The organism is Agrobacterium sp. BT-220-3 (assembly GCF_025910175.1).
GTDB lineage: Bacteria > Pseudomonadota > Alphaproteobacteria > Rhizobiales > Rhizobiaceae > Agrobacterium > Agrobacterium oryzihabitans.
Genome location: NZ_JAPAIX010000001.1, coordinates 94,369 through 115,559 on the forward strand (window position 1 = coordinate 94,369; position 21,191 = coordinate 115,559).

The 21,191-nt window shown below is 58.9% G+C and carries 23 protein-coding genes and 1 tRNA gene; 13 read left to right on the forward strand and 11 right to left on the reverse strand.

The window, feature by feature from the left end:
- The 3 genes from OK142_RS00470 to OK142_RS00480 all read left to right on the forward strand — a co-directional run bounded on the left by OK142_RS00470 (position 1) and on the right by OK142_RS00480 (position 3,063).
- Positions 1-1,371, forward strand: coding sequence for an MlaD family protein (locus OK142_RS00470; protein WP_003495770.1), 1,371 nt, complete (start codon positions 1-3; stop codon positions 1,369-1,371).
- 15 nt (positions 1,372-1,386) lie between these two features.
- Positions 1,387-1,992 carry an ABC-type transport auxiliary lipoprotein family protein gene (locus tag OK142_RS00475; protein ID WP_498680677.1) on the forward strand — a complete coding sequence of 202 codons (606 nt, stop codon included), beginning with the start codon at positions 1,387-1,389 and terminating at the stop codon, positions 1,990-1,992.
- 102 nt (positions 1,993-2,094) lie between these two features.
- Positions 2,095-3,063, forward strand: coding sequence for an alpha/beta hydrolase family protein (locus OK142_RS00480; RefSeq protein WP_498680678.1), 969 nt, complete (start codon positions 2,095-2,097; stop codon positions 3,061-3,063).
- Between the two features lie 33 nt (positions 3,064-3,096).
- Here OK142_RS00480 and OK142_RS00485 read toward each other — a convergent pair whose 3' ends face one another.
- Positions 3,097-3,531 (reverse strand): PACE efflux transporter, encoded by a 435-nt coding sequence (locus OK142_RS00485; RefSeq protein ID WP_082184317.1) that lies wholly within the window; start codon positions 3,529-3,531, stop codon positions 3,097-3,099.
- Positions 3,532-3,926: 395 nt separating this feature from the next.
- On the opposite strand from OK142_RS00485, the gene OK142_RS00490 reads away from it, so the two are divergent.
- Entirely contained in the window at positions 3,927-4,085 is a 159-nt protein-coding gene (locus OK142_RS00490) for a hypothetical protein (protein ID WP_167373899.1), read from the forward strand.
- Positions 4,086-4,236: 151 nt separating this feature from the next.
- A complete protein-coding gene (locus tag OK142_RS00495) occupies positions 4,237-4,488 on the forward strand; it encodes a hypothetical protein (RefSeq protein ID WP_003495777.1) in 252 nt (83 codons plus the stop codon).
- Positions 4,489-4,637: 149 nt separating this feature from the next.
- Here OK142_RS00495 and OK142_RS00500 read toward each other — a convergent pair whose 3' ends face one another.
- From OK142_RS00500 to OK142_RS00515, 4 genes are all read right to left on the reverse strand, one after another.
- Complete coding sequence (locus OK142_RS00500; RefSeq protein WP_498680679.1) at positions 4,638-4,826, reverse strand: hypothetical protein; 189 nt, start codon at positions 4,824-4,826, stop codon at positions 4,638-4,640.
- A 251-nt stretch (positions 4,827-5,077) separates the two neighbouring features.
- Complete coding sequence (locus OK142_RS00505) at positions 5,078-5,305, reverse strand: hypothetical protein (protein WP_035242455.1); 228 nt, start codon at positions 5,303-5,305, stop codon at positions 5,078-5,080.
- Positions 5,306-5,507: 202 nt separating this feature from the next.
- Positions 5,508-5,759 (reverse strand): hypothetical protein, encoded by a 252-nt coding sequence (locus tag OK142_RS00510; protein ID WP_003495780.1) that lies wholly within the window; start codon positions 5,757-5,759, stop codon positions 5,508-5,510.
- A gap of 150 nt (positions 5,760-5,909) precedes the next feature.
- Positions 5,910-6,242 carry a hypothetical protein gene (locus OK142_RS00515; RefSeq protein WP_003495781.1) on the reverse strand — a complete coding sequence of 111 codons (333 nt, stop codon included), beginning with the start codon at positions 6,240-6,242 and terminating at the stop codon, positions 5,910-5,912.
- 521 nt (positions 6,243-6,763) lie between these two features.
- On the opposite strand from OK142_RS00515, the gene tolA reads away from it, so the two are divergent.
- The gene (gene tolA / locus OK142_RS00520) at positions 6,764-7,123 is read left to right on the forward strand and encodes a cell envelope integrity protein TolA (RefSeq protein ID WP_498680680.1); all 360 of its coding nucleotides are present in this window, start codon (positions 6,764-6,766) and stop codon (positions 7,121-7,123) included.
- A gap of 153 nt (positions 7,124-7,276) precedes the next feature.
- On the opposite strand, the gene OK142_RS00525 is transcribed toward tolA, so the two are convergent.
- From OK142_RS00525 to OK142_RS00535, 3 genes are all read right to left on the reverse strand, one after another.
- Positions 7,277-7,352: transfer RNA gene (locus tag OK142_RS00525), tRNA-Lys, on the reverse strand.
- 155 nt (positions 7,353-7,507) lie between these two features.
- Positions 7,508-7,762 (reverse strand): GlsB/YeaQ/YmgE family stress response membrane protein, encoded by a 255-nt coding sequence (locus OK142_RS00530; protein WP_035223217.1) that lies wholly within the window; start codon positions 7,760-7,762, stop codon positions 7,508-7,510.
- A gap of 26 nt (positions 7,763-7,788) precedes the next feature.
- Complete coding sequence (locus tag OK142_RS00535; protein WP_498681751.1) at positions 7,789-8,016, reverse strand: hypothetical protein; 228 nt, start codon at positions 8,014-8,016, stop codon at positions 7,789-7,791.
- Here OK142_RS00535 and OK142_RS00540 point away from each other — a divergent pair.
- From OK142_RS00540 to OK142_RS00550, 3 genes are all read left to right on the forward strand, one after another.
- A complete protein-coding gene (locus OK142_RS00540) occupies positions 7,958-10,555 on the forward strand; it encodes a mechanosensitive ion channel family protein (RefSeq protein WP_498681697.1) in 2,598 nt (865 codons plus the stop codon). The genes OK142_RS00535 and OK142_RS00540 overlap by 59 nt on opposite strands.
- A 514-nt stretch (positions 10,556-11,069) precedes the next feature.
- On the forward strand, positions 11,070-12,128 hold the full coding sequence (locus OK142_RS00545; protein ID WP_498680681.1) for a hypothetical protein: 1,059 nt from the start codon (positions 11,070-11,072) through the stop codon (positions 12,126-12,128).
- Positions 12,125-12,439: a hypothetical protein gene (locus OK142_RS00550; protein ID WP_216331388.1), complete on the forward strand. Its 315-nt coding sequence runs from the start codon at positions 12,125-12,127 to the stop codon at positions 12,437-12,439. Before OK142_RS00545 ends, OK142_RS00550 begins: the two co-directional genes overlap by 4 nt.
- Here OK142_RS00550 and OK142_RS00555 read toward each other — a convergent pair.
- Positions 12,427-12,645 (reverse strand): hypothetical protein, encoded by a 219-nt coding sequence (locus OK142_RS00555; protein WP_498680682.1) that lies wholly within the window; start codon positions 12,643-12,645, stop codon positions 12,427-12,429. The genes OK142_RS00550 and OK142_RS00555 overlap by 13 nt on opposite strands.
- A 61-nt stretch (positions 12,646-12,706) precedes the next feature.
- Here OK142_RS00555 and OK142_RS00560 point away from each other — a divergent pair, with 61 nt between their 5' ends.
- Together OK142_RS00560 and OK142_RS00565 are read left to right on the forward strand one after the other, a co-directional pair.
- Positions 12,707-15,220, forward strand: coding sequence for a GcvT family protein (locus OK142_RS00560; protein ID WP_080834580.1), 2,514 nt, complete (start codon positions 12,707-12,709; stop codon positions 15,218-15,220).
- Between the two features lie 156 nt (positions 15,221-15,376).
- The gene (locus tag OK142_RS00565; protein ID WP_003495796.1) at positions 15,377-16,210 is read left to right on the forward strand and encodes a response regulator; all 834 of its coding nucleotides are present in this window, start codon (positions 15,377-15,379) and stop codon (positions 16,208-16,210) included.
- 13 nt (positions 16,211-16,223) lie between these two features.
- On the opposite strand, the gene OK142_RS00570 is transcribed toward OK142_RS00565, so the two are convergent.
- Together OK142_RS00570 and OK142_RS00575 are read right to left on the reverse strand one after the other, a co-directional pair.
- The gene (locus OK142_RS00570) at positions 16,224-17,780 is read right to left on the reverse strand and encodes a phospholipase D family protein (protein WP_498680683.1); all 1,557 of its coding nucleotides are present in this window, start codon (positions 17,778-17,780) and stop codon (positions 16,224-16,226) included.
- Positions 17,781-17,931: 151 nt separating this feature from the next.
- Positions 17,932-20,211, reverse strand: a complete 2,280-nt coding sequence (locus OK142_RS00575) for a methyl-accepting chemotaxis protein (RefSeq protein WP_498680684.1) — start codon at positions 20,209-20,211, stop codon at positions 17,932-17,934.
- Between the two features lie 278 nt (positions 20,212-20,489).
- Here OK142_RS00575 and OK142_RS00580 point away from each other — a divergent pair, with 278 nt between their 5' ends.
- Positions 20,490-20,804, forward strand: a complete 315-nt coding sequence (locus OK142_RS00580; RefSeq protein WP_003495802.1) for an ArsR/SmtB family transcription factor — start codon at positions 20,490-20,492, stop codon at positions 20,802-20,804.
- Positions 20,801-21,160: an SRPBCC family protein gene (locus OK142_RS00585; protein ID WP_082184313.1), complete on the forward strand. Its 360-nt coding sequence runs from the start codon at positions 20,801-20,803 to the stop codon at positions 21,158-21,160. Before OK142_RS00580 ends, OK142_RS00585 begins: the two co-directional genes overlap by 4 nt.
- Positions 21,161-21,191 lie beyond the last annotated feature (31 nt).

Here is a 21,191-nt window from a genome sequence, read left to right on the forward strand (position 1 = left end):
ATGGAAACCAAGGCGAACTACACCATAGTCGGAATTTTCACGCTGATCGTGATCGCCGCCGCATTCGGCTTCGTTTACTGGATGGCGGAATTCGGCCGTGGTGGTCCGACGGCGCAGCTTGTCGTGCGTATTCCCGGCTCCGCAAACGGTCTTTCCGTCGGCTCTCCGGTGCGTTTCAACGGCATTCCTGTCGGCACCGTGCGCGGCCTTGCCATCGACCGCGACGACCCGGCCTATTCCATCGCATTCACCGAGGTGCAGGCCGATGCCCCGGTTTTCCCGTCCACTCGCGCCGTGCTTGAAATTCAGGGCCTGACGGGCGCTGCCTATATCGAGCTTTCCGGCGGCAACAAGGATGGCGAGCGCATTCTGCAGAAGGCTGTCGAAAGCGGCGTTCCCGCCGAGCTGACGGCCGACCTTTCCAGCGTCACCAACCTTCTTGCCACCGCCGACAAGATTCTGAAGCGTGCCGATGGCGCCATCGGCGAATTGCAGGGCTTCGTGCAGGATGCGCGTGGCCCGCTGACGCAGACGGTGCGCAATGCCGAGAAATTCTCCGATGCGCTGGCGGCGAATTCCGACGGCATCAAGAATTTCATTGCAAGCCTCAGCTCGCTTTCCACCACCGTGCAATCGGTCTCCGTGCGCCTCGACGGCACGCTGACGGCCATCGAGGATCTGGTGAAGGCCGTGGATGCCGGCAAGATCGATTCCATCCTGTCGAATGTCGACAAGGTGACGAAGGATGTTGCTTCCGCTTCCAGCGATATTCAGGGCATCATGGAAACGGTGCAGAGCACGGCGCGCAATTTCGAGGCGGCGAGCACCGAAGTGCAGACCGTGGTGAAGCGCGCGGATGAGCTTCTGGCCTCCGTCGACCCCGCCAAGGTCAGCACTGTGGTGGGGGATGTTTCCGCGGCGACCGCCGATGCGCGTGACGCTGTGGCGAACTTCAAACGGATCGCCGATGACGTCGGTGCCCGCCGCGCCGATATCGATCAGGCGGTTTCCGACTTCACCGATATGGGCCGCAAGCTGAACCTTGCCTCCAGCCGCGTCGACGGCATTCTCGCCAAGGTGGACGGCATGCTCGGCACCGATGACGCCAATTCGCTGTTTGCCAAGGCGCGTGAAACGCTCACATCGTTCAAGGCCGTGGCCGACAATCTCAATGCCCGCATCGGGCCGATTGCCGACAACCTGACCCGTTTCTCCAGCTCGGGCCTGAAGGATTTCCAGGCGCTGATCGGCAGCACGCGGGTGACCGTCGACAATCTGAACAATGCCATCACCAATATCGACCGGGATCCGCAGCGGTTGATTTTCGGCGGCGAAACCGTGAAACAATATGACGGCAGAACAAGGCGCTAAGAGGGGTATGGGCCAATGACACGATTGATGAACGGCCACAAACGCCGCGCCCTGCTTCTGGCCCCGCTGCTTGCCGTGGCATTGGCAGGCTGCGCGGGTGCGCCGAAGAACGACACGTTCGACCTTTCCGTGTCTTCGGCAACGGTGATGCAGGGACCCTCGCTCAAAAACCGGCAATTGCTGATCGCCGATCCGACCGCGCTCAAGGCACTCGACAGCGAAAACATCGTGGTGCGTCTTTCGGGCTCGGAGGTGCAATATCTCGGCAATTCGCAATGGAGTGACCGCCTGCCGCGCATGGTGCAGTCCAAGCTCGTGGAAGCCTTCGAGGATACCGGCAAGCTCGGCGGCGTCGGCCGGCCGGGGCAGGGGCTGGCAATCGACTATCAGGTCGTGAGCGATATCCGCGCCTTCGAGGTGGATACGGCGAAAAATGTCGCGAATATCGAAATATCGGTGAAGCTCCTGAATGATCGCAATGGCACGGTAAAGGCGCAGGAGGTGTTTCGCGCCAGTGCACGTGTCAGCGGTTCCGGCAACGCCAATTTCGTGAAGGCGCTGGATCAGGCCTTTGCCGCCGCCACCCGCGAGATCGTGGCCTGGACGCTGAAGTCGCTTTAAGCCTCGCGGCGGTCATACCGGATTTAAGAAATCAGCCTATGGTGCGGTGAGGCCGCTCCATAGGCTTGCCTTGCGTGCAATCTCTCGATCTGCAGGTTCATCATGCGATTTCTGGTGCCGTTTTGCCTTCTGCTTGTTTCCACGCTCTTCGGTACCGGTGCCGCCATGGCGGCGGGCCTGCGCTTGATCGAGGTTCCATCCGCTGACGGCAAAGCCCCGATCCGGGCTGCCGTCTGGTCACCCTGTGCGGCAGCGCCGGTGGAGATACGGATCGGTCCTTTCGTGCTGCCTGCCGTGCGCGATTGCCCGATCATTGAGGGGCAATATCCGCTTGTCGTCATTTCCCATGGTTTCGCCGGCACCTATTTCAGCCATAGGGATACGGCGGCGGCGCTGGCGAATGCCGGTTTCATTGTCGCAGCGCTCAATCATCCCGGCGACAACGCGATTGACATGAAGCGGGCAGGCGAACTCTCGGCGCTGACCGACCGGCCGGCAGACATTGTGCGCCTGCTTGACCATATGCTGGCAAACTGGAAAGAGGCCGGTTCCATCGATGCCGGGCGGATCGGCGTCTTCGGATTTTCGCGGGGCGGATATACCGCACTGGTGCTTGCCGGTGCTGTGCCGGACTTCGCAAATGCCGGGCTGCCGTGTCCGGATGAACAAGCGGCGCTTTGTGCGCAGATGCGGGACAAGAGCGCCGCTGCGAAAGAACGGATTCACGATGCGCGCGTGAACGCCGTGGTCGTTGCAGACCCTCTGAACGCCTTTCCCCGTGCCGGCGATCTGCTCGGCATCAAGGTCCCCGTCCAGCTCTGGAGTTCGGAGCGCGGTGGCGATGGCGTCATGCCGCAGGATATTGTCAGGCTGCGCGATGATCTGCCGGTGAAACCGGATTATCGGACGGTGACGGGTGCGGGGCACTTTTCGTTTATCGCACCTTGCCCCGCCGAGATGGAAAAAGCCGTGCCGCAGATCTGCAGCGATGCTTCCGGCTTTGACCGAATGGCGTTTCACCGCAGCTTCAACGCGGATGTCGTCAGCTTTTTCAAGGCATCGCTGCGCTGAAACGCAGCCGTTTCCTGCCGGCAGCGCCGCTGTTCAGACGGCGTCCTGCGATTGCCATTCCGGGAGCGGGAAAAGCCGGTCGTAGCTCCAGTTGAAGACGAAGGCATAGACCACGTAAAACAGCGCGAACGAGATATCCATGACCAGCGCGTGGGCGAGGGTGATGCCGAGATACCAGGCGATGAAGGGCATCAGCACGATCAGCAGGCCAAGTTCAAACAGCAACGCATGGGCGACGCGGATGGCCGGCGTCTTCAGCGTCGTGCCTTTCAGCCGCTGCATGGCGTGGTCGAATCCCAGATTGTAGATGTAGTTCCAGGCCGTGGCGAGCGTGGCGCTGACGAGGCCAACGATGCCGATATCCTCCATGGGCATGCCGAAGATGAGCGCGCCCAGCGGCACGACGAGCAGAAGGCCGATGATTTCAAAGCTGAGAGCGTGGCGGATACGATCTTGCAGGGAACGCAATTTATTCTCCGGTATGTGACCGGGCCGTCCCGCATGCTGTCGCCATGATGGCCGAGGTCGTCCTCGCGCTGGGTCATATAGAGGTTTTGGGCGAAATTTTCAAGCGCGAGGCATTGCTAAGGCAGTCGATGTCACGGGCAGGATGCCGCCTGTTTCTTTTCTCCGCCGGGGAGAAGGTCGCGGCAGAGGGTAGAGGGTAGAGGGTAGAGGGTAGAGGGTAGAGGGTAGAGGTGTGCGGAGAGCTTGCCCCCTCATCTGACCCTTCGGGCCATCTTCTCCCCGACGGGGAGAAGAAACACGCGGCGACGCGTTTGTTTCTCCCGCGCACACCAACGAAACCGTGATCGGAACAAGACGAGTGTTTTTTCGTTATCGCTCATGGAAGGAGGCGTGCCATGCAGCAGAATTCCTCTGAAGGAAGAACGATAAAGGCCGCCAACGCAGCAAAGGCCTCGACTTACACACCAAGCCTGATTTCCCTGAAAGGAAGTTATGTGGCGATGATATTTCGCAGGCCGCTTTGCCGAAATCCGCTGGATGTGCGGAAAAAATAAGGGCGCCAGGACAGTATTGGTGCTCCACCGCCCATCAAAGACGACGACTGCCGAAATGATTCAGAGCTTTAGATGTCTCTAAAGTGTGATTTTCAATCAGGGTCGTCTCCACCTAGACTGGAGATCGCCATAAAAGCGAAGGGAGAATGACATGAAATCAGTTCTCATTATCGCCGCTGTCTTTGGTTTTTCCGCCAGTGCAGCGCTTGCGGAATGCGCCGGTCATGAAAAGATCAACGCGTCCGTTCCTGCCGTCGACCGTGAATTCAAAACCGCAAGCATCGTTCCACCCACTGATCCGGTGGAAAAGCCAGTCGTCATCCTGAAAAAGACCGATCGCCTTCCCGCGGCAACGGTTGCAACGACCGGTGAGCCAGAAGCTGCAATGCAGCGCATGCAATAAGACGAGACAATGACCTCTTCATTCTGAAAATCCCGTGCGTGATGTGATCCGCACGGGATTTTGTTTTTGCGAGGCAGGGTGGACGAGCGATCTTCGCTTTCGCGGTGCTGTTTCCTGAAACCCGGCCCCCCCATTTCTGATGACACCGTCTAGCTGTCGAGTTTCAACGACAATTGCTTTGGCCCTTCGTTCTTTTTCAGCACGTAGAGCGGCCGGGTTATGATGACTTCCGTTCGCCGCTGCAATTCGCGGCGGCGCTCAAGCGCGCGCTCGCGCATATCGCGGGACCGGGCGACGACCGAGAGGGCATTTTTTATGGTTGCGTCTGCTGTGTTCATCGCTGACCTCCATAATGTTCACTTTATGTTCTCATTAATGGCCGCTTATGTCAACAGTGTGGCAGGATCGCCGGCGGGCGGCTTGTGCGGACCGGAGCAATAGCTGGCCGCCGCCACAACGTCGCGGGTAGAGACCGCGGAGTGCCGAATATCCGTGGATGGGACGGCGACGCTCCGGTCTGCTCGATCGATTTTCGGAATGAGGTGCCAGGGATGCCGGGCGCTGATCCGCCGCGGCTGGCGGGGGGATATCAGGACAGGGGGCGTTGATCCGGTAAGGGAATTCCTGCCGACAACAGATCGGTCAGATGTTCGCTGGCGAGCGCGACGATGGCGAGCGCGGCCTGCTGGCGGTTCCAGCCGGCATGTTCCGCTTTCTCAATCAGCCCCTGAATGGAGGGTTCCAGCGCGAATTGGCACTCGGCCTGATAGTCCATGGTGTCGATAGAAAGCGATGGAGAATTAATAGCCGCCCGCATCGTTTGGTCTCCCTGTTTTCCGTCATGCCGATCGTTACGCGAAACGCAAATCGGAACATGCACATTCAGAGGCCGGTGATATCGGGTATGCCCTAAGGCTCCCATATCACTGGCAGCGAATCCCCCAGCAGGCGGACGTTACCGGCAAGTCTTGATCGCTGTCAACGAACGCGCGGTAGCGGTGATGCTGCCATGCGCTTTTTCAGAGCCTTCCATTGCGGAACGGCTTTCGCCTCCAGACCAGCAGGGCCATGACGTAAAGCGCAAAAAGCACGAACCACGCGACGGGCAGCACCATAAAAAGCGCCGCATAGGCGCAGTTACCCTCAAAACAGGAACCGAGAAGTCCGGAATCGGCAAGCGCCGCCGACAACAAAAACGCACATACCCCGCTCCCGACTGCGCCGAGGACGAACAGCAATATGTTGATGATCAATCTCATGACGCCAATCATAGGGATGATTGAGACGGCTTTGGGGAGATCGGCAGTGCTGTGACGCCGATATTTATCGTTTTGTCGAGTTTGCTGAAAAGCTGGCGTTGAACGCCGTTGTGCCTGTGCGAGCCCTGCCTCTGTCGGGCAGGGCCGCCATTACCGGAGATGTTACTCGGTGATGGTATATTCGCCGAGTTCGCAGAGGTTCTGCGTATCCTCGAGGTCTTCCAGCGCGTCGCCCTGGAATTCGAAGCGCATGTCGTATTTGCAGACGCTGCGGCCGTCGGCGATGGTGATTTCCATCTCTTCGCCGGGACCAAGCGCCTTCTTTCCGAAAACGTCGTCTTCCCAGTCATTGACGCCCACCGGCGACGTGTAGAAGGCGTTGAGAACGGAGCTTGTCCCGTTCTTCAGCGTGAAGACAAGGTCTTCCGCCTGTGCCGCACCCGCAACCGTCATCGCCGCGCCGAAAAATGCCGCCATTACCCATTTCGATTTCATGAAGTCCCCCTTTGCCCAATGTTCTGGCAGGGCAATGCATACAGCCAAACAGGCGGCTTGCAATGCAAACTGCGAGCTTTGGTTAAGGGACGAAGTCGTGTTTATGGCATTGTATTCTGAAGATATTACGATATTTGATAACACATAAATATATCCTGAATTCTCAAAATTATGATTTCGTCTATTTTGCTTTTTTTCGTTTTTTTAATTAGCATGTTTTCATGTAGTTGATTTTTATCGCCGTATAAATTTCAGATTTATTTGTTTTAATGTTGTTTTTATCTATTAATTAATGATGTATTTCGTCGTGACAGTGAATTTATGTGTTCGGACACTTCCGATGCGCGGCGCTTTCAAGTTTTTTTACTGACGGCAAAGATTTAAAAAAATTATGAGCGGCGGCCACCGAGGCGGGACTTCTTCGATAAAGGATATTTGATTTGTTCAATCGCTTGTTTTTGATGTCGCGCGGCTTTCATCTGTCGGGGCTCGTGGCCTTGGCCATCTTGGCTGGGGGTGCTTTGACGCAGGCTTCAGGCCAGTCGCGGCAATGCAAGGATCCGACGCCGGCCAGCAACCTCAATGAAATGTTCGATGCGATCTACGCCTGCTGGGTGCCGCCGGCAGATACCGAGGGTCTTGTGGTGACGTTGCGCTTCATTCTGCACAAGGACGGGGAGATAAGGGGCAAGGTCGTCGTCGTTGCCTCGCGCCCGCAGGAGGAGAGCCCGAGACGGCAGGCCTTTATCGATTCCGCCATCAATGCGGTGAAGCAGGCCGCGCCGGTTCCTTTCACCGAGGAATTCGGCAGCCGTATTGCCGGTCGACCATTGGAGCCGCGATTCATCGGCGCAAAAAGCGTGACGGAAACGAAGTTGTAGACTTTGCGGGGGGGGCTGACGGGGATGCCCGGTGTCTTCGGTGACGGGTGGCACCTCTCGCGCAGGCATTGCCGAGAGCGCGATTGCCTACTCGCATACGCTAAGGCGATGCTTCAAGTAAGCATCGCAACGTCTTGTCATTTTAAGAGAATTTGGTGGGTGATGTAGGGCTCGAACCTACGACCCGCTGATTAAGAGTCAGCTGCTCTACCAACTGAGCTAATCACCCGACCGACACCGTGTGGCGGTGTGAGGGGGGCTATAAAGGGGAAGTTTGGGCTTGTCCAGCGCGGAAATGAAATTTCTTCGATTTTTGTGACGAAAAAATTTCAGTCGCGCTGGAAAAGTCTGGAAATCCGGGCTTTTACGGATTTTTCATTTTCCTCATCCGCGTCTGAACGCTCGACCGATAAGGATGAGGATGCAGGCGCCGATGAAGCCGGCGATGAGGTAACCGATCCAGCCGGTCAAAACGATTCCGAAAACCGACAATATGGCGTTGGCGACGATCGCGCCGACGATTCCAAGAAGGATGTTCATGAAAACACCCATATTGCTTTTCATGAATTGTTCGGCGAGCCACCCGGCGACACCACCGATGATGATAGCTGCGATCCAGCCAATACCAGCAGATTCCATGATTTCCTCCCATGTTTGCTGCACTATCAAAGGTGATGATTCTCGTGGTGAAAAGCAAGGCAGACACCCGAAAACCTCGCTTTATGCGGGTGGTTTTCCTCGCTGCAGGCGGTAAATAGCCTGAGGCGGTGTTTAGAGACGAAAGGCATGGATGTGCGGTTGATGGTTGGCGGATTGATAAACGACAGGCGCGTGATGGGCGGGCAGGCGTCCGGCCGGCGGCGAAAGACCGCCATGGCCGCGATAATGGCCATGGTGCTTTCCCTGCTTGGCGGGTTTTTCCTGTCGGCAATGCCTGTCTCCGCACAGGAAGGGACAACGCCGTCCGCACCGGTCGTGATCCAGGCCTCCGCCGTCGAGCAGGCAAGAACGGATCTGGAAAAATGGAAGGCCGATGTTTCGGCGATCGCCAAGCAGGTGGAGGCGGGCGGCAGCGACGACGCGCAGCTGGTGGACCTGAAGGGACGCGCAGATACCATTGCGGCCGATGCCTCCGCCACCAACACCAAGCTGCGCACCCGTCTCGACCAGATAAAGACGCGCCTTGAGGCGCTTGGCGAGCCACCTGCCGATGGCCAGCCGCCGGAAGCGAGCATGGTGACCGAAGAGCGCGCCCGGCTGACGGCGGAGCGGGCGGAGGTGAACGCGATTGCCGGCGAGGTGGAGAGCACCGCCACCAATGCCGCGCAGATCTCCAACAATATCACCGCGGTGCGCCGTGCGCTTTTCGCCGCCACCCTGTTCAAACGCACGGAAGTCTCCGCCCAGACATTGGGCGATGCGTCTTCCGCCTTCTTGACCGAACTGACGAACCTCAACAATGCGTTCAGCAGCTGGGCGGGCTTCGTCTGGCATTACAAGCGCCTGCCGATGTTCGGGGCCGTGGTGCTGTCGATCATGGCGGCGCTGCTGTTTCTGGTGGGCGGTTATCGCTTTTTCGGCAGCCGCATGGACAGGCGCGCCTTTACCGGCGAGCCCTCCTATCTTCGGCGGCTTTCGGTGGCCTTCTGGTCAACCATGGTGCAGTCGCTCTCGCTTTTCCTGTTCCTGGTAACCTCGGCGTTCTTCCTCGATAATTTCAACGTGCTTCGCTCCGACATAGCGCCGATCCTGTTCGGGGCCATGGCGATCACCGGCTTCGTTTATTTCGTGTCGCGTCTGAGCTATGCGATCTTTGCGCCGACGCAGCCGGAATGGCGGCTGCTGCAGGTTTCCAACAAGGGCGCGCATACGCTGTCTTCCGCAGTGCTGTTGATGGCGCTGGTCAACGGCCTCGACTATCTGTTTGGCACGATCAGCGAGACGCTTTATTCGCCGCTGATCGTCACCGTCGCCAAGAGCTTCGTCGCCTCCATCATCATCGGCATCATCCTGCTCACCGTTTCGTTCCTGCGCCCGGTGATCGGCGAGGGGCAGGATTACGAGACCGCCAACCAGCGCCTGCCGCGCTGGCTCGTCATCCTGCTGCGTGTCGGCGGCCTCGTGCTCATCGCCGCCTGCCTCACGGGTTATGTCGGGCTGGCGCGCTTCCTTGCCACGCAGATCGTCGCCACGGGCGCGGTGCTTGCAACGATGTATATCGGCATTCTCTCGGGCAAGGCGATTTCGAGGCAGGGGGCCTTTGCGGAATCCCTTGCCGGCCGTTATCTCGGGCGTCGTTTCGGTCTCGGTCCTGTCGCGCTCGATCAGGCCGGTCTTGCCGCGGGGCTTGGCATCTATGCCGTGGCCCTTGCCTTCGGCGTGCCGCTCATCCTGTTTTCCTGGGGGTTCCAGCCGGGCGACATTGAAAGCTGGGCCTATCGCCTGCTGACCGGCATCACCGTCGGCAATGCCTCCATCTCGCTGATCGGCCTGTTCGGCGGCGTCCTCGTCTTCGCCATCGGCTACATCATCACGCGCTGGTTCCAGAAGTGGCTGGACAACAACGTCATGGCGCGCGGGCAGGTGGATGCCGGGGTGCGCAACTCGGTCAAAACAGGCATCGGCTATCTCGGCATCGCGGTTGCGGCCATCTTCGGTGTGTCCTCCGCCGGCCTCAACCTCTCCAGCTTGGCGCTGGTCGCCTCCGCTCTTTCCGTCGGTATCGGTTTCGGCCTCCAGAACATCGTCTCGAACTTCGTCTCCGGCCTCATCCTTCTGGTCGAGCGTCCCTTCAAGGTGGGCGACTGGGTGGTGACAGGCACGACGGAAGGCACCGTCAAGCGGCTTTCCGTGCGCGCGACCGAGATCGAGACCTTCCGTGGCCAGTCGATCATCGTGCCGAACTCCGAATTCATCAATTCCTCGGTCGGAAATTGGACGCACCGCAACCGCATCATGCGCGCGGAAATTCCGGTTTCCGTGGCTTACGATTCCGATCCGCAGCAGGTCATGGATATTCTGCTGGAGCTGGTGCGCGCCCAGCCGCCGGTGCTGCGCAACCCCGAGCCGCATGTGGAATTCCTCCGCTTCGGCGATTTTTCGCTGGATTTCGAATTGCGTTTCCACCTTGCAGATCTGTCAAACGGGCTTGGCGTGAAAAACGCGCTGAGGATCGCCATCCTCAAACGCTTCCGCGAGGAGGGGATCGATATTCCGTTCCCGCAGCGTAACCTCAATATCCACGTGGAAGGCGACGCCAACCCGCAAATGCTGGCGGCGCTGCTTTCGGAGGAGGGCGACAAGGCGGTGGCCGCGCATACAGGCGCCGCATCGCCCGCCTCTGGAACGGCGGAAAAAGATGTCGCCGGGGTGGGCGACAAGACCGTTTCGGAAACGAAGGCGACACCAAAGCTGGTTGGCAAGGATAAATGAAGGTGGGCTGCATCGGCAGGGTTCTGGCGACTGCGCCGTAGCCCTGTCGATGTGCGACAATGGTGGACGCGGGACGGGTGGCTGGCAAAACCCGGCCTGGCTGCTGAGGGATGTATCGCCTGCGGATTTCGCAGCGATCTGCCCGCCGCCTGTCGCAAAAATATAATCGAAATACCCGTAATGACTGTATTGCTGAATAAACTTTAAGTAGATATATTGTGGTTATTCTTTAGTTTATTTTTCTGTCGGGGTTCACATGCCGGATCCAGTCGATGAGAATGCCCAACCTGCCCAGCCTGCCCAGCCTGCCCAGCCTGCCCAGCCTGCCCAGCCTGCCCAGCCTGCCCAGCCTGCCCAGCCTGCCCAGCCTGCCCAGCCTCCGGGCCAAGTTCCCGTAAAAGCGTCTCTGATGGAAAAGCTGAGAAGTTTTTGGGCATGGGGAAAACCCCATGCCGCCAGGGCGTCCTTGCTGGCGGCAGGCATCGTTATCGGCTCCGCGGGTCTGTTTTTCCTGATGGGCGAGGCGGATGTGACCGACGATTACCTGCCGAAACGCTGGAACGAGTCTATCCGCAGACTGGGAATAGAGCCGGTCTATCCGCCGCAGGAGGATATTTATGTGGGGGATATCATTGCGGAGGTTGTGGATTCAGGCCACAAGTTCAAGTCCTTGCCGCGCGATCTGGAAAGCGAATCCTTTATCGGGCGCTACGTCAAGATCACTCAAATACCGAATTTGAGGGGATATCTGGCGGTCAAATCGGACGCGCCCTATTTTGGTGACAGCACGTGGCTGGACGATAAAAAGGGGCTGACGGTGTCTCAGCCCCGCACTGAGGTCACAACCGAAGGAACGACGTCGGGCTTGCAGGTGAAGGATGCGCTCTTTCCGGTCATCAAGATAGAACGGAAAGAAGGCATGGCGGGGGTTCTGCGCAATATCGCCTTTGGCGGTGCGCGGGCGGATATCGAGGAGATCGAGCTTCAGAACGTCCAGACCTACGCGATCAACCCTTTTCATGCGCAAAGCGCGCTGATGAGCTTTTGCGATGATGAAAATACCAAGGTCTATTGCGCCGACGAATATCTTCGCGAAAAACTGTCCTATATTCTCAGCCGTGACATTTTGAGAACCGCAGAAACTGAAGATTGTGGTTCGCGCTATATTTACGATATCCGCTTGCTGGTTGTGCGCCAGGCATTTTTGACGCGTGGGGTGAAGGTGACCAATGGCCGGGGCCGCTCGGCCTTTCTCGATGCGCGGGGTGTCAAGAGGGATACCTCAAAGGAAATGGCTGACGCGGCTGCGGCGGCGACCAGTCAGCCGCAGGGCGGGCAGGTTAACGCCGAGGATATGTCGGGCAAAGACAACAGCATTAGCAGCATAAACAGTTCCGGCCTCTTTTCCGACCGCCAATTTGCGCGACCGCTCGTCATCGGCTTCAAGAGCGTTTCCATAGGTATGCGCAACAGTACGCCAGCGTGGCTGGACGCCGCGGCAAGAGCCGCTGCCGGCAAGGATGTGAAAGATCGCGCGAAGATTTGTGCATCTTCGCAGGAGGTTGCGAAATGAGAAAGACCATTTTTCTCTTCGGTGTGTTTTTTCCGTTTCTGGCAAATGCGCAGGATGCGGCTAGTCCCTCTGTAACTGCCGGAGGCATTGAGCAATTCACGGCCGACTGCATCTATCGCATTCCGCCCTGCGGCGGTGGTGGTAATCCTCCGCCACCTCCTCCGCCGGGTGGCGGCGGCGGGATACACAATCTGCCGGGAGGCCCAATGTTCAGGGACACGATTATCGTTCCCGGCAATGACGTCCTCAAAGGTTTGAAGCTGGACGGCCCGGATGTCCGGGGGCTGCAAATGCAGCTTCAGAACAGGTAGTCGCTGAAGTCGATCCTTGAATTGCCTGTTCTGAACGGGTCGACATCCTCGAACTGTTTTGCACCGAATATTCCTGAAACCTTCGCCGCTGCTCGCAAGGGCGTCGGCGGTGTGAAAGCCAGTCTGGCGCAGGCATTTTCTCCCCTGTCGCAGCACCCTATGGCCATGTCGCAATCAGGCGGCTGAACGGCGGCCGGTCGCTTCATATTCCTCCCATCGATTTGGCGGCACGGCAGGTTATGCTGGCGCTTTTTAGGGGTTCTGGAAATGAAGACACATGCACGGGCGGTGGTGATCGGTGGCGGCGTTGTCGGCGTCTCGACGCTTTATCATCTTGCCAAAAAGGGCTGGAGCGACAGCGTTCTCATTGAGCGCAAAGAACTGACGTCTGGCTCCACCTGGCATGCGGCCGGTCTCCTGCCGCTGTTCAACATGAGCTACTCCGTCGGCCAGATCCACAAATATTCCGTGAAGTTCTATGAGGAGCTTCAGGAAGAGACCGGCATGAATGTCGGCTTCTCCAAGGTCTCCAACATCCGTCTCGCCCGCACCAAGGATCGCTGGGACGAATATATGTATTATGCCGGTATTGCCGAGACCATCGGCGTGCGTGTCAACATGCTGACGCCGGAACAGGTGAAGGAAATCTGGCCGCTCTGCGAGACGGACGGCCTGCTCGGTGCCATCCAGCACCCCGATGACGGCTATATCCAGCCTGCCGATCTGACGCAGGCATTGGCCAAGGGCGCGCGTGACCGTGGGGCGACGATCTATCGCAATACCACCGTCACCGCCATCGAGCAGCTGGAAGACGGTCACTGGAAGGTGACGACCGACAAGGGCGAGATCATCGCCGAACATATCATCTCCTGTACGGGCTCCTTCGCCCGCAAGACCGGCGAGATGGTCGGCATCAATATTCCGGTCATTCCGGTCGAGCATCAATATATCGTCACCGAGCCGCACCCGGCCATTCAGGAGCGCCGCCGTCAGGGCCTGCCGGAAATGGGCGTGCTGCGCGAATCCGACTCGGCCTGGTACATGCGCGAGGAGGCAGGCGGCCTGATCCTCGGTCCTTACGAAGTCGGTGCACCGGTCTGTTATGTCGACGGCCCTTCCGATGACAGCGAATATGAGCTCTTCCAGGAGGAGCTGGACCGCCTGATGCCGCATATCGAAACGGCGATGGTGCGCGTTCCGGCCTTCGGCGAAGTGGGCATCAAGAAGGTCTATAACGGCGCTATCGCCTATACTCCTGACGGCAACCCGATTGTCGGCCCCGCACCGGGCCTGAAGAATTTCTGGCTGAACGAAGGCCATTCCTTCGGCATCACCGCCGCCGGTGGTGCTGGCTGGCAGCTGGCCGAATGGATCGTCGATGGCGAGCCGACGCTCGACCTGATGGGTGTCGATCCGCGCCGCTTCGGGCCTTACGCAACGGAAGGCTATCTCATCGCCAAGAACGAAGAAGCCTATGCCAATGTCTTCACCATGCATTATCCGGACGAAGAGCGCTCCGCCGCGCGTCCGCTGAAGACGACACCGGTCTATGACCGGCTGAAGAAGCTTGGCGGCGTGTTCGGCTCCGTTTATGGCTGGGAGCGCGCCAACTGGTATGCGCCGGAAGGTTATGCGCTGCGCGAGGAAGACCTTGGCGTGGGTGCCGATGTCATCACGAGCCACAACCACGCACCGGCTTTGGATGATGGCCGTATCGTCGAGAAATGGTCGTTCCGCCGTTCGAATTATTTCGAACATGTCGGCAATGAGGTGAAGAACGTCACCCAGAATGTCGGCGTGCTTGATATGTCGGCCTTCGCAAAGATGGAAGTATCCGGCCCGGGTGCGCGTGCCTGGCTGGACAGCATTCTGGCCAACATCGTGCCGAAGAAGCGCGGCCGCATCGCACTGACGCATCTTCTGACGCCGAATGGCGGCGTGAAGGTGGAATTCACCGTTTATGAATGGGCTCCGGGCCGGTTCTATCTGGTTTCGGCCGGTGGTCTGGAGGCGCATGACCACGACGTGCTGCGCCGGCTTGCCCCGACCGACGGTTCCGTGGTGCTGCAGCCGATCACCCAGAAATACGGCGTGCTGGTGCTTGCCGGTCCGAAGTCGCGCGATCTTTTGAAAAAACTGACCCGCACCAGCCTCGAGAACAAGGATTTCCCGTGGCTGACGGCAAAGCAGATTTCCGTCGGTGTTGCGACGGCGCATGCGCTGCGCGTCAATTTCGTCGGTGAACTTGGCTGGGAACTGCACCATCCGATCGAGATGCAGAACTACATTTTCGACCGGTTGATGGAAGCGGGCGCCGAATTCGGTATCAAGCCGTTCGGCATCCGGGCCATGGTGTCCATGTCGCTTGAAAAGTCCTATCGCAATATGGGGCGCGAGCTTTCGGTGGAATATAACGCCTATGAATCCGGCCTTGACCGCTTCCTGCGTCCGGAAAAGAGCTTCATCGGCCGCGATGCGCTGGTGGCCTACAAGGAGGCCGGGGTGAAATGGGTGTTCTCGACGCTGACCGTTACCGGCAATACGGATGTGGATGCGCGTGGGTCTGAAGCGATCTCCGACGAGAGCGGCGCTCTTGCCGGCCGTGTCACCAGCGGCGGTTTTGGCTGGCGCATCGGCAAGTCGATTGCGCTCGCCATGCTCAAACCGGAATATGCGGCAATCGGCACGAAGCTGAAAATCCGCATTCTCGGCACGCTTTATGATGCCGAAGTGGTGGAAGAAAGCCCGTTCGATACGGAGAATGCGCTGCTGCGCGCCTGAGGCCGCTTCTATCCGCACTGACAATACGGCCCTTGCGGGCCGTATTTCCGTTTAGGTAAGCATGTGCGTAACTCGTTTGCCGGCAAAAGTGTCATTAATTATTCTGCAAAATGCGCCTGCTATTTTCCCTTAAATACGACGGGGGACTGGGGCAGGATGAATTTTCTCGGCATCACGGGCATGCAATATTCGGGCGTGCCTTTTACCAACAACCGCATTTTGCTTGCGGAAGACAGCAACGTTTTCACCCAGATGGTGAGCATGCGCCTGAAGGAGATGCTGGGCGTAACGGTGGAGGTGTGTCGCTCTTTTGAAGAGCTGCAGGCCTGCTATGAACATTCGCCCGAACCGGTGACGCTGGCAATTTCCAACATCAACCTGCCGGGGGCGGAAAAGGGCGAGGCGCTGGAATATCTGATCGACCTTTCGATTCCGACCATCGTTTTCACCAGCACCTTCCACGAGGCGACCCGCGAGACGCTGATCGCCAAGGATGTGGTCGATTATATTCTGAAAGACAATATCTTTGCCGTGGACATGCTGACGGAATCCGTCTGCCGGTTCCTCACCAACCACCGCCACCATGTGCTGATCGTCGATGACAGCCCGACGGCGCGGGCGCTGCTTTCCAGCCGTCTGAAACGTTATAATTTCCGCGTCAGCCTTGCCGATAGCGGCGCCAAGGCGCTCGAAATATTGAAGGCCAATCCCGACATCGGGCTGGTGGTGACGGACTATAACATGCCGGATATTGACGGTTTCGAACTGACGCGGCGCATTCGCACCGTGCGCGGTTCGCATGAGCTGCGCATTATCGGCGTTTCCTCTTCCACCAACCGGCTGCTGTCGGCCCGGTTCCTGAAGGCGGGCGGCAATGATTTCATGCTGCGGCCCTTCATCGACGAGGAATTCTACTGCCGCGTGAACCAGAACCTCGATACGCTGGTGCAGATACAATTGGCCAAGGCCGGGGTGAGACCCGCAGCCTGACCGGCGTTCATTCTCAAAGCTGTGATTCAAGCGGCAGGATGCGCATGATACCGGCGATGATCCTACGGCTGATGGCAGCATCGGGTTCGCGCCGGTATATTTTTGGCTGACCCTGTTCTTCCGTCATCCAGAGGAGACGGTTGTCATCGTCCATACCCAGCTCGAAACTCATCATGCGGCGGATTTCATCTGAGAATATCTCGTCCATGCGGGCAACCAGCGGGGCCGAGTTGAAGACAACGCCCATTTCGGTGTTGAGCGAGGCGGAGCGCGGATCGAAATTGAGCGAGCCGATATAGCCGGTTTTGCCGTCGCGCGTGAAGGCCTTGGTGTGCAGGCTCGCCTGTCCCGAACCACGTAGCGTGAAGCTGCCCTGGTCCGCCTGGGAGCGTAATTCATGCAGGTTCACGCCACCCAGCAGAAGCGGTTTTCGATAACGGGCGTAACCGGCATGAACGGCGGCCACATCGGTCGCAGCCAGCGAATTGGTGAGGATGGCGACCGACACGCCGCGCTCGGCCAGATTCAGGAAAATGTCCACGCCCTGTTTGCCGGGAATGAAATAGGGGGAGGTGATGTGCAGGCTCTCGCTTGCCGCCTGCATCAGCGGCAGCAGGCTTTCCATCAGGAAGTTATGGCCCTTGCGGCGTTTTCCCGCCGCTTTCTCGGGCGGATCGGCAAGCACATCGGCGGTATCGACCCAGTGAAGGCGATCCGACATCAGGAAATGGCCGCTGCCATACTGGCTTTCGACGCGTTCCAGATAGGGCTTGGCGGCTTCACTTTGCGGCAGGGCGTCAAGTTCGCGTCGCAATCTGGCAAGCTTGCTCGGTCGTCGCGCCAGCAGCGAGCGCACCGGCACGGAGACGGCGCTGTTCCAGTAGTCATCGAAAATTTCGGTGGCATCGGCAACGATCCTGCCGAAACCGAGCACATCGAAATCGTGGAAATTCGCCCGCTCGGCGGCATCAAAATAGGCATCGCCAATATTGCGCCCGCCGACGATGAGCGCGCGTCCGTCGGCAATCCATGCCTTGTTGTGCATACGCCGGTTGACGCTTCGGAAGCGAAGGATGAGTTCCAGGCTGCGATAGAGGATGTTTTCCCGCGCTCTCGTGGGATTGAAGAGCCGCAGCTCGATATTGGGGTGGCTGTCGATGGCGTGGAAGATGCGGTCGGAGATCGAAACGCCGAGATCATCCAGAAGCAGCCTTACACGCACGCCACGGTCGGCGGCGGCGATAACTTCACGCATCATCAGCCGCCCGGTCAGATCGGCATTCCACATGTAATACATGAGATCGAGGCTGCGCCCTGCCGCCCGTGCGGCCGCCACGCGCACCGCAAAGGCATCAAGGTTGGAATGCAGCAGGCAGAGCGCGTTTTTTTCGCTCCAGCCGTTCCTTATCGACTGCCAGTGCCGGTCAAGCCTGGTTTCATCCTCCGCAACCGGCAGGGCGGTGGAGGGGAGTTTGGGAATGGCCTTTTCCCGCTGCTTGCCGAAGACGACAAACAGGCTGGATCCGATAACCAGCAGAAGAATGGCAATGAAGACCGTAAATGCAGTCACTTGTTTTGATCGCTCCCCGGCCTGAAGATTATCAGGCCGGGTGAAAACGCGCGAGGGCAGAATGCGTTCATACAAGGTTGCAAAATGCCATGGCAATTCAGCGTTTCAAACCCTTGGCAACCCTTCGGGTCTCTTGCAGCCCTGTGGCAGCCTATTTCGCGGCGAAAGCCCTGCCTAGTCTGTTGCCGAGGGCGCGGGCGCCCGAGAGGACAGGATGCTGGCTGGCCCCGCCGGTCTGGACCGGTCGAGCGGATGAAACCTCGCCCTCGCTTAACCGGAACTGCGCGATCAGCCGGTTCAGCGCTGCCACCTCGTTTGCAAGCGCGTGGCTGGCGGCCGTCTGTTCTTCGACCATGGCGGCATTCTGCTGGGTGCCCCGATCGATGGAGTTCACGGCCGAGCTGATCTCGTTCAGTCCGGTCGTCTGCTCACGCGACGAGCGGACGATCGCCGTCACGTTGCGGTCGATCTCCTGCACCTGGTCAACGATCTCCGCCAACGCCGCGCCGGTTTCTCCGACAAGGCTGACGCCCATATGGACCTGCTCGCCGGACTTGGTGATGAGCGCCTTGATTTCCTTGGCGGCATTGGCGGAGCGTTGCGCAAGCTCGCGCACCTCCTGAGCAACAACGGCGAAGCCCTTGCCGGCCGAGCCGGCACGTGCCGCTTCGACGCCAGCATTCAGCGCCAGAAGATTGGTCTGGAAAGCAATCTCGTCGATGACGCCGATGATGTTGGAAATCTCGCGCGACGAGCTTTCGATGCCGCTCATCGCTTCGACGGCGCGGCGCACGACCTCGCCGGATTTCGCCGCTCCCGTGCGGGTACGTTCCACCAGCTGGCCTGCCTCGTCGGCGCGCAGCGTCGCATCCTTGAGAGATGTGGTTATCTCCTCCAGTGCAGCCGCCGTTTGTTCCACGGAGGCGGCCTGCTGCTCGGTGCGCTTGGCAAGATCATCGGAAGCCGTGCGGATTTCCTCGGAGCCTGACCGGATGGCCTCGGCGTTTCTGTTGACGGCGGAAAGTGCCGATTGCAATTTTTCGAGCGAGGCATTGAAGTCATGGCGAACCTGATCGAGCGATCCCGCGAAGGTCTTTTCGATACGGTGGGTCATGTCGCCATCGGCGAGCTTCTGCAGGCCCTCGGCCAGCGCCTCCACCGCGGCGCGCGTCTGCTGGTCGCGTTCGGCGGCTTCCGCTGCGCGTTCCGCCCGTTCCTCATCGGAAAGCGCCCGGTTGCGCTCGGCCTCGTCTTCAAGACGCACCTTGGCGATCGTCGCATCGCGCAATACGGCAAGCGAGCGGGCCATTTCGCCGATTTCGTCGCGGTGGCGGGCTTCGGACAAATCCACATCCGTCTGTCCCTCTGCAATCTGGCTGGTTGCGGAGATGACCCTGTTGAGACGCTTGCCAAAGCGGGCGGCAAGCAACCAGCCTATCGCGACCATGAGCCCGGCAGCGATGGCGATGACGGCAATGGAGGTGAGGGCAAGCGTCGAGAGATGGGCGAAAAGCACCGATTTCGGTACCGAGACGATGGTGAACCAGGTCGTATCCGGCAGGACATGGGCGGGCACGGCCAGCATCATGTGGCGGATGCCGGCGGCATCCGTCAGTTCGCGGGCAACACCCGGATTATCGATCATGGCCTGCCATGCGGCCGCGTCCAGGCCGGAATCCTTCAGGGCTTTGCCATGTGTTTTGGTATCGGGATGGCTGACGATACTGCCGTCCTTGCTGAGAAGCGCGATATATCCCTCTCCAAGCGGTTTCAGCTTTGCGAGGTCGGACGACAGGGAGTCGAGCGCGATGTCGACACCGATCACGCCACCGAACTTGCCGTCAAACATCAGCGGCGCCATGAACGACGTCATGAAGACATCCTTGCCGTTGATGGGATAGACGTAAGGCTCGGTCATGAGGTCCTTGCCGGTCCGTCGCGGCACGAGATAGTAGTCGCCGGCTCCGGGGGTCTCGTAGTCGACAAGCGCCTCTTCGATCACCTTTCCGTCCTTGCGGGCATAATAGGGTACAAAACGGCCGGTCGCGTCATGGCCCGGTGCGTTGGCGAATTCCTTGTCCCTGCCGTCAAAGGCGTTGGGTTCCCAGCCGGTGCTGATGCCCACGGCAAAGGGGCTGTCCTGGAGAAGCCGTTTGAACAGGCGATCGATGGACTCGCGGCTCGGGTTGCCGGTTTCCTTCTCGGTATGGAGTGCCGAGCGCATGTTCGCGCCCAGCGTCGTTGCATGCGCAAAGAAGGTTTCGACGTTGGCGGCGCTGGTATTGGCGGCGTTGTGCATCTCGGAGATCGAGCGTTCTTCCACCGCCCGATAGGAAAGCCATAAAAGCACACCGGCAGTCGCGACGGTCGTCAAGACACCCGCGAAAACGATGGCGAACATGTTGCGGGCGGTAGCGGTTTTCAAAAACATCCTCATTCTCCAAAACACCGGCATCGGAGCACGGCGCTAGCTATTGCTTCATAGGGGGATGCAAGGACATGCCGGACCGGCCGGCGAGAGACAGCGAGACCATTTCGCGCAGGTGTATGAGTTACCGGTTGAACGTTTAAGAATCGATAAGGCGGGCAGAAATTCTGGCGGTAATACTTGGTAAGACAAGTATTATTCGAGGAGGGCCGGGCTGGGGCCGGCTTGCCGAACGAAGACAGGGGCTTGCGAATCATATAAGTGTGTGCTTATGTGTTCTCATGACAGAGAATGATATTTTCCGGGCGCTTGCCGATCCGACCCGACGGGCAATTTTCGAAAAGCTGGCGGATGGCGCCATGAACGCCTCCGCCTTGCGCGATGGCATGGAAATCAGCCAGCCGGCCATGTCGCAGCACCTTTCGGTACTGCGCGGGGCGGGGCTGGTGGTTGAGAGGCGGCAGGGTCGTTTCGTCAATTACGAGGTCGATCCGGATGGGCTGACCCGCATTGCGGCATGGCTTGGAAAATACCGCGCCTACTGGCCACAGCGCATTGATGCTCTCAAGCTCTTGCTGAAGGATATGGACCAATGAACAGGCAAACACCCGAAGCGATGAAAAACGGTCTCGAGCTTGAATATGATCTCGATGAGCCACCACAAAAGGTCTGGCGCGCGATCAGCATTCCGGCGTTTCGCGAACACTGGTTGCCGAAGGAGGCTTTGGCGGAACCCGAGGCGATCAATGTCACGCCCGGTCAGGAAGTTTGCTACAGGCTGCGGGAGGATATCCCGCCATTTCTGGAAAGCACCGTCACCTTCAGGATCGCATCGAATGACCGGGGCGGCACCAGTTTGCGGGTCATTCATGACCTGCCCAGCATGAAGCCCGGCCGGATGACAAAGGCTGCCGCAAACCACAATGGTTCGCCGATCAAGCTCGCCGCCTGATCCGCCACATTCCCTTACATTGTCAAACGAC